The sequence below is a fragment of the Bacillus sp. GM2 genome, assembly GCF_056155945.1.
In genome coordinates, this window is record NZ_JBRKSZ010000008.1 from 696,978 (window position 1) to 710,203 (window position 13,226).

14 protein-coding genes and 1 pseudogene are annotated in these 13,226 nt (G+C 44.9%); 8 read left to right on the forward strand and 7 right to left on the reverse strand.

The annotated features are described in order from the left end of the window. Positions 1-96: 96 nt before the first annotated feature. The 3 genes from ACVC9U_RS18115 (at position 97) to ACVC9U_RS18125 (ending at position 2,921) form a co-directional block, all read left to right on the forward strand. A complete protein-coding gene (locus ACVC9U_RS18115) occupies positions 97-483 on the forward strand; it encodes a BlaI/MecI/CopY family transcriptional regulator (RefSeq protein ID WP_075753647.1) in 387 nt (128 codons plus the stop codon). Between the two features lies 1 nt (position 484). Beyond that, positions 485-2,290, forward strand: coding sequence for a BlaR1 family beta-lactam sensor/signal transducer (locus ACVC9U_RS18120; protein ID WP_075753645.1), 1,806 nt, complete (start codon positions 485-487; stop codon positions 2,288-2,290). A 94-nt stretch (positions 2,291-2,384) separates the two neighbouring features. Then, positions 2,385-2,921, forward strand: a complete 537-nt coding sequence (locus ACVC9U_RS18125) for a GNAT family N-acetyltransferase (protein ID WP_075753643.1) — start codon at positions 2,385-2,387, stop codon at positions 2,919-2,921. Between the two features lie 42 nt (positions 2,922-2,963). On the opposite strand, the gene ACVC9U_RS18130 is transcribed toward ACVC9U_RS18125, so the two are convergent. After that, positions 2,964-3,899, reverse strand: a complete 936-nt coding sequence (locus ACVC9U_RS18130; RefSeq protein WP_075753641.1) for a response regulator — start codon at positions 3,897-3,899, stop codon at positions 2,964-2,966. 6 nt (positions 3,900-3,905) lie between these two features. Further along, entirely contained in the window at positions 3,906-5,234 is a 1,329-nt protein-coding gene (locus ACVC9U_RS18135) for a sensor histidine kinase (RefSeq protein ID WP_075753639.1), read from the reverse strand. Between the two features lie 389 nt (positions 5,235-5,623). Between ACVC9U_RS18135 and ACVC9U_RS18140 the strand changes: the two genes are divergently transcribed. From ACVC9U_RS18140 to ACVC9U_RS18150, 3 genes are all read left to right on the forward strand, one after another. After that, positions 5,624-6,607 carry a glutaminase gene (locus tag ACVC9U_RS18140; protein WP_075753637.1) on the forward strand — a complete coding sequence of 328 codons (984 nt, stop codon included), beginning with the start codon at positions 5,624-5,626 and terminating at the stop codon, positions 6,605-6,607. A gap of 25 nt (positions 6,608-6,632) precedes the next feature. Beyond that, the gene (locus tag ACVC9U_RS18145; RefSeq protein ID WP_075753635.1) at positions 6,633-8,069 is read left to right on the forward strand and encodes an alanine/glycine:cation symporter family protein; all 1,437 of its coding nucleotides are present in this window, start codon (positions 6,633-6,635) and stop codon (positions 8,067-8,069) included. A gap of 132 nt (positions 8,070-8,201) precedes the next feature. Then, positions 8,202-8,600 (forward strand): ribosomal maturation YjgA family protein, encoded by a 399-nt coding sequence (locus tag ACVC9U_RS18150; protein ID WP_075753633.1) that lies wholly within the window; start codon positions 8,202-8,204, stop codon positions 8,598-8,600. A gap of 20 nt (positions 8,601-8,620) precedes the next feature. Here the strand turns inward: ACVC9U_RS18150 and ACVC9U_RS18155 are convergent. The 3 genes and pseudogenes from ACVC9U_RS18155 to ACVC9U_RS18165 all read right to left on the reverse strand — a co-directional run. Beyond that, positions 8,621-8,743, reverse strand: a pseudogene (locus ACVC9U_RS18155) (LPXTG cell wall anchor domain-containing protein); the annotation flags it as partial. A 75-nt stretch (positions 8,744-8,818) separates the two neighbouring features. Further along, entirely contained in the window at positions 8,819-8,953 is a 135-nt protein-coding gene (locus tag ACVC9U_RS18160) for a hypothetical protein (protein WP_256700703.1), read from the reverse strand. Between the two features lie 99 nt (positions 8,954-9,052). Further along, positions 9,053-9,271, reverse strand: a complete 219-nt coding sequence (locus ACVC9U_RS18165; RefSeq protein WP_075753629.1) for a hypothetical protein — start codon at positions 9,269-9,271, stop codon at positions 9,053-9,055. Positions 9,272-9,509: 238 nt separating this feature from the next. Between ACVC9U_RS18165 and ACVC9U_RS18170 the strand changes: the two genes are divergently transcribed. Beyond that, a complete protein-coding gene (locus tag ACVC9U_RS18170) occupies positions 9,510-10,220 on the forward strand; it encodes a gamma carbonic anhydrase family protein (protein ID WP_075753627.1) in 711 nt (236 codons plus the stop codon). Next, on the forward strand, positions 10,208-10,930 hold the full coding sequence (locus ACVC9U_RS18175) for a DUF421 domain-containing protein (RefSeq protein ID WP_075753625.1): 723 nt from the start codon (positions 10,208-10,210) through the stop codon (positions 10,928-10,930). The genes ACVC9U_RS18170 and ACVC9U_RS18175 overlap by 13 nt, the downstream gene beginning before the upstream one ends. 19 nt (positions 10,931-10,949) lie before the next feature. Here the strand turns inward: ACVC9U_RS18175 and ACVC9U_RS18180 are convergent, their stop codons facing one another. Then, entirely contained in the window at positions 10,950-11,726 is a 777-nt protein-coding gene (locus tag ACVC9U_RS18180) for a MerR family transcriptional regulator (protein ID WP_075753623.1), read from the reverse strand. A 122-nt stretch (positions 11,727-11,848) separates the two neighbouring features. Then, positions 11,849-13,222, reverse strand: coding sequence for a PTS transporter subunit EIIC (locus tag ACVC9U_RS18185; protein WP_075753621.1), 1,374 nt, complete (start codon positions 13,220-13,222; stop codon positions 11,849-11,851). Between the last annotated feature and the right edge of the window lie 4 nt (positions 13,223-13,226).

Sequence of the window (13,226 nt, forward strand, 5' to 3'; positions counted from 1 at the left end):
AATGCAGAAACAGCATGTTCACTCCAGTTAAATTGACTTCTTAAAATGGCAAACCTATAATGAGAGTATTACATTTGTAAGTATAGGATGATTAAAATGAAAAAAATACCTCAAATCTCTGATGCGGAATTAGAAGTGATGAAAGTCATCTGGAAGCATTCTTCGATCAATACCAATGAGGTGATTAAAGAGTTATCCAAAACCAGTGAATGGAGCCCTAAAACCATCCAAACTATGCTGCTGCGCCTCATTAAAAAAGGAGCATTAAACCACCATAAAGAAGGACGGGTTTTCGTTTACACACCAAATATAGACGAAAGTGATTATATAGAGGTGAAGAGTCACAGTTTTTTAAACCGGTTTTACAATGGCACTCTTAATTCGATGGTATTAAACTTTTTGGAGAATGATCAGCTGTCAGGTGAAGAAATTAATGAGTTGTATCAAATATTAGAAGAACATAAGAACAGAAAGAAGGAATGAAATGAGCAGTTCTTTCTTTATTCCCTTTTTAGTTAGTCAAATTCTATTGTCTCTGTTTTTTTCTATCATCATACTCATTAAAAAACTGCTCAAGGCTCAAATCACTGTAGGCACCCACTATCATCTTAGCGTGATTTCTCTTTTGGCTTTGATCGCTCCTTTTATCCCCTTTCATTTTCTAAAAAGCCATCATTTTGACTGGATTCTGAATTTAGGAGGAGCTCAATCGGCATTATCCCAAACCCACTCCACAGACAAGACGACAGAAGCAATCGGCCAACATGTAAACTGGGTGCAGGACTTTTCGATGTCGATTGAACAATCGTCTTTCAAAATGATAGATTCAGCCTTTTTCGCAGTTTGGATATTGGGTATTGCTGTTATGCTTATAGCTACTCTTTATAGCAATCTAAAAATCGGCAAAATAAAAAAGAGCCTGCAAATTGTTAACAGCAAAGAGCTATTAACCCTTTTTCGTACATGTAAAGAGGAAATACGCTTTCATCAAAAAGTCATTTTGGGCAGTTCCCCATTGATAAAATCCCCCATTACATTTGGGGTCATTCGTCCATATATTATCTTGCCAAAAGATATTTCAATGTTTTCTGCCGACGAAATGAAATGTGTTTTGCTTCATGAACTGTACCATTGCAAACGAAAAGATATGCTCATCAACTATTTTCTTTGCCTGTTGAAAATCGTCTATTGGTTTAATCCTCTCGTGTGGTATTTATCAAAGGAAGCGAAAACGGAGATGGAGATTTCTTGCGACTTTGCCGTATTAAAAACGCTTGATAAAAAATTGCACATCAAATATGGCGAGGTGATTTTAAAATTCACTTCACTTAAGCAAAGAACATCGTCTTTGTTAGCCGCTTCTGAATTCAGCAGTTCATACAAACATATCAAAAGACGGATTGTTACAGTTGTCAACTTCCAGACGGCATCACCTTTGCTAAAGGCGAAAAGCGCCTTAGTGTTCACCCTTGTTCTTGGAGCCATATTAGCCGGTACTCCTTCTGTGTCTATATTGGCCATGCAAAAAGAAACACGCTTTTTACCCGGCACCAATGTAGAATACGAAGATTACAGCACCTTTTTTGATAAATTCTCAGCCTCAGGGGGCTTTGTCCTGTTTGATTCTAATAGGAAAAAGTATACAATATACAATAGGAAAGAAAGCACCTCCAGATTCGCACCTGCTTCCACCTACAAGGTGTTTAGCGCATTGCTCGCACTGGAATCCGGGATCATCACGAAGAACGACTCTCACATGACTTGGGACGGGACTCAATATCCGTATAAAGAATGGAATCAAGACCAGGATTTATTCTCTGCGATGAGCAGCTCCGCAACATGGTATTTTCAAAAACTGGACCGGCAAATTGGGGAGGATCATTTACGTCATTATCTCAAATCTATACATTATGGAAATGAGGATTTTTCAGACCCGGCCGATTATTGGCTGGATGGCTCTCTTCAAATTTCCCCACTTGAACAGGTCAATATATTAAAAAAGTTTTATGATAACGAATTTGATTTTAAACAGTCTAATATTCAAACTGTGAAAGATTCGATACGTTTAGAAGAATCAAATGGCAGGGTTTTATCTGGTAAAACCGGAACCTCGGTTATCAACGGGGAACTCCATGCCGGTTGGTTTATCGGGTATGTAGAAGCTGCCGATAATACTTTTTTCTTTGCTGTTCATATTCAAGGTGAAAAACGGGCCGCCGGAAGCTCTGCTGCCGAAATTGCACTTTCCATTTTAGATAAAAAAGGGATTTATCCCTCCGTTTCCCGATAACAGTTTACATTTTATTCTATGAACATGAATGATGCGCAGATCGATGAATGGTTCTTTCACCTTCCTAAATAAAACGGAACTTGGAGGCAAGATCATGGAAACCCTTTATACAGAAAGATTGACTTTGAGAAAAATGGAATTTGAGGATGCAGATGTCCTCTGTCAATACTGGTCAGACCCGGAAGTCACAAAGCATATGAATATCACGCCTTTTACAGACGTCTCACAAGCGCGGGACATGATCCAAATGATCAATGATTTAAGCCTTGAAGGGCAGGCAAACCGCTTTTCGATCGTTGTAAAAGAAACGGATGAAGTCATCGGGACGTGCGGCTTTAATATGATCGACCAGGAAAACGGGAGAGCTGAAATCGGCTATGACTTAGGGAGAAATCATTGGGGAAAAGGCTTTGCTTCCGAAGCTGTTCAAAAGCTGATCGATTACGGCTTTACAAGCTTGAATCTCAACCGAATCGAAGCGAAGGTAGAGCCCGAAAACACGCCTTCAATCAAACTCCTCAACTCGTTATCCTTTCAAAAGGAAGGACTGTTAAGAGATTACGAGAAAGCGAAAGGAAGACTGATTGACGTATACATGTTTTCGCTGCTGAAAAGAGAATACGCTGGGTAACCGGCATGCAGAAGAGCTTCCTCTTAGGTGAGGAAGCTCTTTTTAACCCCTTTTTCCGGCGCTTTCGCTCAACCGCTTGGCTTCCAAAAAGAAAACCTGAATGAATTTCTTCGTGTTGACGCGGGCGGACGGCAAGGCGGCGGCAGAGTCTTTCTGCAGCTCTTTCATTTTTTTGCTGATGACGGTAAAGTCAAAAAAACGGGACGCATAGCTTTCAAATCGCGGATTTGAAAAGTCTGTTAAACCGAGTGATGCGAAATGGTTTAGCGAATGGCTGACCGCCCGCCGTATCCGCTGCTCGGACGCTTTAATCTCCCTGTTGACCTCTACGGGTGAAGCAGCCGGCCCGAGCTTTTGCTCGGCAATCTGATGAAAAATCTGTTTGAGCGGCGGAAAGTCCTTTTCATATAGTGAGGTCTGTTCATCATCAAACAAATACTGAAGGATGGCCAGTAAATCCTGGGATCCGCTCTCCCCGACGATTCCGAGTTCAGAAAGGAGAAATTCACCCGTTTCCTGAATGCTTTTTTCCCTAAAGCCGTTTTTTCGTCCGCCGCCGAGACTCACAAGCCGGTTCAGCGAAGATTGTATATCATGGATCGACCTTTCCAGTTCGATGCGTTCCTTGACTTTTTGAATGACGTTCAGGATTTCAATGCGGTTAATCGGTTTATGTATATAATATTCAATCCCCAAAGAATAGGCTTCACCGATCATTTCCTTCGATTCCACCTGGGAAATCATGATGATCTTCCCTGAGAAAGCGCCATGCAGATGACGAACCGTCTCAATTCCGTCGCGGAGCGGCATTAAAAGATCGACAAATAAAATATCAATTTGCTGCAAATTCAGGACGTGGCCTTCCAAATCGCAGCCGTCTTCCACTTCTCCGGCCACTTCTCCCAAATCTTCGTCTTCAATGATTTGTTTTAAAATCGATCGCACAGCACGGTCATCATCTGCAATAAAAAAACGCACAGGCCTTCACCCTTTCTGAATCAATTGTTGAACCGGAAGTCTGATCGTAAACACAACACCGCTTGCATCACTCCGAAATCGAATGCTCCCCCCGAGCTCCTCGACAGTTTCCTTCACATAAGACAAACCGATTCCGGTTGAAGGGGTTCCGAATTCATCATATTTTGACGTGTATCCCGGCTCAAACACCACATCCCCGACTTTCTCGGGAATGCCAGGTCCGTCATCTTCCACGCGGCATTCCAGCATGTCATCGGCGCGCCTATAGAGGCTGAGGCGGATGGAGCCCTGTTTTTGAATCGCTTCCACCGCATTCGCCATAATATTATTAATCACGGATAATACGGTATACACGTGGTATTTCGGATGTTCTCCGCCTATCGAATAGTGAAAGTCAATGTCTTTTTCGAGCGATTCGGCATACTTTCGATTAATGCCGGTCACAAGCTGGACCAGGTCTTCTGCCGCCATGTAGTCTCTGAAGCTTTCTTTCGAAATTAGTTTTGAAAGTCCGGCGAAAATGCGCTGGTTGTCTTTTTTGACCTCGTGGATTTCACCGGCGAGGCGCAGCACCTTCTGGCTGATCTGCCGGACAGAGGAATTGTTATCGCTCTGTCTATTTAAGAGCCTGTACAGCTGATAGGATTCGTTCGTAATCTCTTCAGTATTCTTCAGCGTCTTTTTCAAATGAACGGTTTCTTCATATAAATTTGAAACGATCATCAGCATGTGCTCATTTTGTTCGCGGATCTGCTTTTCCCGCGATTGCGTTTCATACAGCTTCATGACATTAAAAAAGCTCAGCACAATAAAGCTGTGGGAAAAAGCAATCGCCATCATGTCGCGGATCTTTCCCGGGGTGACGGTAGATTCGAACATCATATATTGAACGGCCAGTTCGGCTCCATCGGCGATCAGTTCGATTCCGAAGCCCAGAAACCCGATGTAGAGCGGGCGAAATTGAAATCGCTTCACTTTTGCCAAGTAGAATAGAAACGCATATGTGAAATAAAAGAAAAAAGTCGGATAATGGTGATAAAAGGATGACAACCAATCGATCTGCCCCGGGCCGAATGCATCAAGCAGCACCCGAAACCCGACGACGGCCGCTCCCGTTAAAAAGCCGGACAGCACAGTCGGGACATTCCGCAGCAGCAGCAAAAAAAAGAAAAAAGTCGGAACGCCGAAGCTGACCCGGAAGGTCTCGTTCAACGGATAAAACTTCAGCTCTCCTGCGAGCGGAACCGTTAACATCATCACTGTTAAGATATAGCCGTCTTTCTTTACAAGCCGGGCCGCCTTTTTCATCACGCTTCCCCAATTTCCACCTATCATGCTGATCCTCCATTAAAAGCGTGTTGCTTTATTTTGACTTTAACCGCACGTTTTCCGCAACTCCCATTTTACCCACAGTCGATTTGATTTTTAAATCAATTGGCTTATTTTTTAATTATTTTTGTCGCTTTTTGTAGGTTTATGTAGGTTCTATTATAAATTGAATGTATATTTTCTCTATTTGAAAACGCTTATATTTTCCCGCAACTCACTCCCTTGTGCAACCCAAACCCCTTTTTCCCAGGAAAGAAAAGGCTTTAAAACAACTTGTGCGGCAAAGGCTTATACCCCTTTGCCTTCTGCCGCCATGCCCAAATCACCGCTTTTTAGAGCCTCGTATTTTTTCAGCAAACCTGCAAGCTTTAACAGGTCAGATTGGAGGAAATTCGATGAATGAAGTATTGGAAGAACGCTATGACGCCCGCTTCTGGCAATCCCGCCTTGAAGATTTGGTCGAACATTACCGTCCTTTTTCCGCAAGCGGACGCAACGCCGAATACATTCCCGCTTTAGGAAAAATCGACTCTAACCAGCTCGGCATCTGTGTGATCGGTTCTGATCAAACGGTGATCAAAGCAGGAACTTGGGACGTATCATTCACACTCCAGAGCATCTCAAAGGTGATCAGCTTTATCGCAGCGTGTTTGACGAAAGGGATTTCTTACGTATTAGACCGTGTTGATGTAGAACCGACGGGAGACGCGTTCAATTCAATCATCCGCCTTGAAATGCACAAGCCGGGAAAGCCGTTTAACCCGATGATCAACGCCGGAGCGCTGACCGTTGCGTCGATCCTACCCGGTGAATCGGCACTGGAAAAAATGGAGTCGCTTCATGAAGTCATTGAAAAAATGATTGGAAAACGGCTTGAAATCAATGAGGAAGTATTTCGGTCAGAGTGGCAAACCGCCCATCGGAACAGAGCATTGGCCCATTATTTAAAGGAAACCGGCTTTCTCGAAGCAAACGTGGAAGAAACGCTTGAAGTCTATCTGAAGCAATGCTCCATGGAAGGAAGCACTGAAGACATCGCCTTGATCGGCATGATTCTCGCAAATGACGGATATCACCCTCTCCGCCAGGAGCAGGTGATCCCGAAGGATGTTGCCAGGCTGACAAAAGCTTTAATGCTGACATGCGGAATGTACAATGCTTCAGGAAAATTCGCGGCCTTTGTCGGCATTCCGGCAAAAAGCGGCGTCTCCGGCGGAATCATGTGCGCGGTGCCCGCCAGCATGAAAAGGGAACAGCCTTTTCAGCATGGATGCGGCATCGGCATCTACGGTCCGGCGATTGACGATTACGGCAACAGCATGACGGGCGGAATGCTTTTGAAACAATTGGCACAGGAGTGGGATCTGAGTATTTTTTGAAGATAATGAATTAAGAGGTGAGAACATGCAGGAAGTTCTTCAGTATGTCATTGGAATTATAAACGATTTTCTTTGGTCAAAACTATTAATCGTGCTGCTTCTGTCGGTCGGAGTATACTTTACGTTCAGATTGAAATTTTTGCAGGTTCGGATGCTGAAAGAGATGGTCCGCGTTTTAAAGGAAGGCGCGGCAAACCGTTCCAAAAACGATATATCGCCATTCCAGGCGTTTTGCATCAGCATGGCGGCCCGGGTCGGCACCGGAAATATTACGGGAATCGCGATTGCGATTGCACTCGGCGGCCCCGGAGCGATCTTCTGGATGTGGATCATTGCTATTATCGGCTCAGCTTCAAGCTTTGTCGAAAGCACGCTGGCGCAAATTTATAAAGTGAAAGATGTAAACGGATTCCGCGGCGGCCCCGCCTACTACATGGAAAAAGGGCTGAAAAAACGCTGGATGGGCGCCCTGTTTGCGGTTTTAATCACCCTGTCATTCGGGATCGTGTTCAACTCCGTTCAATCGAATACGATCAGCGTCGCGTTCAATAATGCATTTGGAACGGACCGTTTCATGCTCGGCGTCATTTTGATCACTGTTTTTGGAACGATCATTTTCGGCGGCGTGAAGCGGATTGCGAAGCTGTCCGAATATATCGTCATGTTTTTAGCTGTTCTCTATATCGGCGTCGCTTTTTTCGTCATTTTGACAAACATTTCGCAGCTGCCCGACGTTTTTGCACTGATCGTGAAAAATGCGTTCGGATTTGAGCAGGCAGCGGGCGGAGCATTAGGCGCGGCACTGATGCACGGGATCAAACGCGGAATTTTCTCAAACGAAGCGGGTATGGGAAGCGCGCCAAATGCTGCTGCAACGGCAACGACAAGCCATCCCGTCAAGCAGGGGCTGATCCAGGCGTTCGGCGTATTAACGGACACATTAATCATTTGTACGAGCACCGCCCTGATCATTTTGTTCTCTGATGCTTATAAGCAGCCGGGACTGAGCGGAATTCCGCTGACGCAAGCCGCTCTGAGCGAACACGTCGGACCGTGGGCGTCGGGATTTCTTGCAATTTTAATCCTGTTATTCGGTTTCTGCGCGCTGATCGGAAACTATTACTACGGAGAGACAAACATCGGTTTCTTAAACAAAAGCAAAGCAGTCTTATTACTATACAGAATCGGTGTGCTCGGAATGGTGATCTTCGGCTGTGTTGCAAAAGTACAGCTTGTCTGGGATATGGCCGACCTGTTCATGGGCTTGATGGTCATCGTCAATTTAATCGCGATCTTCCTGCTGTCAAAAGTGGCATTTGCCGCCTTGAAAGACTATGTGAAACAGCGAAAAGCGGGCAAAGATCCGGTCTTTTATAAAGATGTTCTTGAAAACCATGAAGGCGTCGAATGCTGGGAACGCTCCGGCACCGAACAAAAAGCCGAAAGCAAAAATGCGATATAACACAAGCCGCCGGGTACGGCGGCTTTTTTCGTTCATTTTAAACCGCCCAAAATAATAAAACGTTTAACCTCTTGTATCCGTCATGTCTCCGAAGTTTACTTAAATCTGCTTTGGCAGAAACGGGGTTCAGTCATGAATATGAAAAGAAGCCGTATCCGCCGGCTTGCGCTGATATTCGCAGCGATGGCGGCGGGGCTTGCTTCAAGAAAGACGGCCGATATGCTGCCGGACATCGTGAATGCCTATTTAGGGGATGCGCTGTGGGCGCTGATGATTTTCTTCGGCGCAGGCTTTCTGTTCAAAAACACGAAGACAGCTTCAGTGGCGCTGATTGCGCTGGCGTTTTGTATTTTAATCGAATGCAGCCAGCTGTATCACGCTCCATGGATTGACGATATCAGAGCCGTTCCGCTCGGCGGACTCATTCTCGGTTATGGATTTTTGTGGAGCGATTTATTGGCTTATATGCTCGGCGTTTCCGCAGGCGCCGCGGGCGAAATGCTGTTCTGCAAACGAAAAAGACAGCCGTAACGCTGTCTGTTGAGGAATATTTACGCACTTTGATTTTGAGTCTTTTTGCGGTTTAAAACAAACATAGCAAGTCCGATAATAAGAAGGATGGGTCCAATGAGTAAAGCACGGTACAGGCCGTTATTTCCTGTATTCGGCAGCGGGTTGCCTCCTGTTTTTTGACATGTCCAATGTCTCTATCCTTTTTGGCAGGAGGAGCTGCGGTATTTGTCTCTTCCTTATGATTTTCTACCGCATGCTTTACGATTTGCCCATCTTTTTTGAGTTTCAAATTCGAACGTCTCTTCATTTAAAATAGATCCCTTCGGGGCAATCGTTTCCTTGTGTGCCAAAGCGAGCGATCCCGTTTTCATCGGTTTTTCTCCTTGCAATTTCTGCGCATTTTTCGTTATGACTGTGGCAATAATAAAAAGCCGGCAGCAGAAGAGAAGCATTCAGATGCGCCGCTAATATTATTCGTTAAGCTGTATGATAACGGTTACTAATGCAGCCAACATCAAAAGAATGATAATGGCGAAATAAGTCCAAAGGATGGCAGTAAAGGGGTTGAGCGGCCTTTTTGTACTCTCATTCCAATTTACGTTTTTACGGTTGTTGAATTTGAGCTGTGCCAGCTGAAATATATTTAAAAACACAGATATAACTAATGCAACTGCCAAAGATAGGTTCAAAGTTTCAACCTCCCTTAAAATAGAGCTCTGGCGAGGAGTCAGCCAGGGCAAGCTGACCGCGAATTTCCTTTGTTTTTTCAGAGATGAAAATGGTAATCGTCTTGAACGCTTCCTAAAACCTATTCCATTGCTTTATTAGCCGTTATCTCCCCATATCCTCTTTTTTAGTTTCAGACCGCCGCCCATAAATATTATCCCGTTTTTTAGACAGACTACCTGAATAAAGGAGGCAGGTCATATGAAATTAAGCAACAAACTCATCCTCGGGTTAACGGTTTCGTCACTCGCCGGGAAGTTTCTTGAAAAGCTGCTGATCCAAGACAATGTCAGCCCCAATATTACCGCGTCATTTAATCAAGAAGCAGATATTCCGGATATTGATGCGTCCTCATACATCCATCATTTCGCCTCGGTCATCGGCAGTGTGGTCATCGGACGCAACGTTTTCATCGGGCCCTTCTCTTCGATCAGAGGAGACACGGGATTAAAAATCTTCATCAGCCATGATTGCAATATCCAGGACGGTGTTGTTTTGCACGGTATGAAAAACTATGAATACAACAACCCTGTTACTGAACATTCCGTTTTTAAGGATCGTGAATCGTATTCCATTTACATAGGCGAGAAAGTATCACTCGCCCCGCAATGTCAAATTCACGGCCCCGTACGAATAGACAACAATGTTTTTGTCGGAATGCAAAGCCTTGTTTTTGATGCCTATATCCAAGAGAATACGGTGATCGAACCGGGAGCAAAAGTAATCGGTGTTACAATTCCCCCAAAACGGTTTGTTTCGGCGGGTCGTGTGATTTCAAACCAGGAGGATGCCAACCGGCTTCCTGAAATAAGCGATTCTTATCCATATCATGACCTCAACTCGAAAATGACGGCCGTCAACCTTGAATTGGCAAAAGGCTACAAAAAGGAAGAAAGAAAATGGAAACTGTGAAAGAAATTTTGGTTGTCTACGGGCGAATCTTCACCATCCTCCCGCTTTTATTAATTGTCACACTGTTTATGGGAAAACGCTCAATCGGGGAAATGCCTGTGTTTGATTTTTTAATTATTATTACATTGGGAGCCGTCGTCGGAGCGGACATAGCCGATCCGAGGATTGAACATTTGCATACCGCCGCTGCGGTGGCTGCGATTGCACTATTGCAGAGGATCGCTTCAAAAATCATGATCAAAAACAGAAAGCTGGGACGTCTGATTACATTTGAACCGACCATCGTCATCAAAAATGGAACGTTTATTGTTGGCAATTTGAAACGAATCAAATATTCGGTGGATAATATTCTGCAGATGCTTCGTGAAAAAGATGTTTTCAATGTCAGCGACGTAGAAATGGCGTTTGTAGAGGCGAACGGAAATTTAACGGTATACAAAAAGCCAAATAAAATGGAAGTCACGGCTGAAGATATGGGAATTCAAAAAAGCAGCGGCAAATTTTCATATCCGGTCATCGTTGAAGGGAAAGTGTACACATCTGTCCTTCACCAATTGAATGTAACGGAAAGCTGGCTCAAAAACCAGCTGAAAAAGAAAGGGCTTGAACGAATGGATGAAATCTTTTTCGCTTCGGTTAATCAAAACCATGAACTGCATGTTTCGCTTGATAATGAAACGGCGAAAATTGAGCCGGAGCTTTTGCATTAAAAGCTCCGACGGATTTTTTTCATCGGCCGTTTTCGGGACAGAAATCGTTGTGAATCATGTAATATTCGAACACCTGCTGCAGCCACTCTTCCTCTTCTTTTGTAAAAGGTGAAGAAAACTTCTCTGCCAGCTGCTGCGATTCGATTGTCTCCATCTGTCCTAAAGCCGACAGCACGTCCTCTCCGACAAATTCCAAACTCGTCTTCATATATCGGTCCGCCATTTTCTGCACTTCGGGGTCATCAACCGGTTTTCCCATGAGCCGCTTGGCTTCTTTAGATAAACGAACATACTCTTGATCCAATTTGGCCATCTCATCTTCTGATTTGCCGAATACATCATCGGCAAAACGTTTGGACACCTGCTGTTCAAGCCATATGCGCTGCTCCTTCTCAGTCTGGATGCTGTTCAGCAGGCTCATGAAAACAGAACTGTCGATTTCCTCTTCCTCCTCCAGAAGACCGATTGTCCTGTTGATCGCTTTCAGCCCTGTTTCAATATGCTCCTTTTTCTCCTCCAGCACCTTTTTCTGCTCCTGCAGCGCCTCAATCAGACCGGCATCGAAGCATGCATCCTTCATGAAAGCGCGAATTTGTTCAAGACTGTACCCCAGAAACTTAAAACATGTGATTTTCTGCAAATCTCTCGCATCTCTGTCTGTGTAGAAACGGCGGCCTGTTTCCGGCTGTTTTTCAGGCTTCAACAGGCCGATTTCATCGTAATAATGGAGCGTCCGAATGGATGTCCCTGTCATTTCTGAAAAAACACCGATTGAATAATACCCATCTTTTCCCATGAATTTCCCCTCCAACTGACGATTTATACACATCATAAAGCCTCACGCTGCTGGAGGTGCAAGCTTATTTTTCGCAGATTCGAGATTTTCCCCAAAAGGTACGGAACAATCAACTCCAGTTTTTAATCCGGCGGAGTCTCCCCGATCAAGTTCTGCAAGTCTTTTTTTACATCCCCAGCAGCCGTTCCGATCACAATCTGGATATGATGCCGGTCAATTTTGACCACACCGTGCGCTCCTAATTGCTTTAATTGCGCTTCATCCGCCAAGGATGTGTCTTTTAATTTCATTCGCAAACGGGTTATACAGTTTTCGCAAGTCACGACATTCTCACGGCCGCCGATATGCTTAAGTATGCCTGCAGCCATAGACTGATGCAGCCGGTTTCCTTCAGGCGTTTCCTGTTCCCTTCCGATCACCGGAACGTTTCGCTTTATAATCACAAAGTAAAATGTAACATAATAGAGAGCAAAAAAGGCAAGGCCGACCGGTATGATCCATAATCCGCCGTCTGATAAATTAAGATTCAGCAAATAATCGATGGCGCCCGCTCCCCATGAGAAGCCGTGACGAATCCCCAGCAAACAGAGCACCGCTCCGGCAAGTCCCGTATAGACCGAGTGAAGAAAGTACAATAAAGGCGAAGTAAATAAAAACGTGAATTCAACCGGTTCCGTAATCCCGGTGATCAGCGATGTGGCTGCTCCGGAAGACATGAGCGCTTTCGTTTCTTTTTTTCTCGTTCTGGCTGCATGCGCGATTGCCAAAGCGATCGCCGGAATGCCAAACATCATCGTGATAAAAAAGCCGCCGAGAAAGTAGCCGGCTGTCGGGTCTCCATTCAAAAACCGCGTAATTTCCCCTGTCACCGCTTCTCCGGATGCCGCCTCATAGCGCCCAAGCCCAAAATAAATATACGTATTCATGACATGGTGAAGGCCGAACGGCAGCAAAAACCGATTCAGAAATCCGAACACAAACACCCCGAAAGCGCCAAGATCTACAAGCGACTGGCTAAAAGTGTCGATCGCCGCTTCTGCATAAGGCCAGACGACCGAAAAAAAGCCGGCCACCGGAATCGTCACCAATACGATCATCGTAATCGGAAACTTCTCTCCGCCAAAAAATGAAAACATGCTTGGCAGTTTCGTATGTTGAAACCGGTTATAAATGAAAGCCGCCATCAGGCCGGCGAGCACCCCGCCGAAGACGCTCATATCAAGGTCGGGATTCAGGATGCCGAGCCCCTCTTTTAATACGGTAATCGCCAAATATCCTGTCAGCGCAGGAATCCCTTTATCTTTTGAACGGGCAAAGCCCATGGCGATGCCGATCGCGATCAGGACATCCATATTGTTCAATATCACACCTGACGCTTGAAAAAGCGGTATATTCAGCATATCTTCCGCAGAAAGCCGCAGCAGCAGGCCGGCGATCGGAAGAACGGTAATCGGAATCAGCAAAGACTTTCCCAGCAGCTGAAGAATATGTTTCATTCCG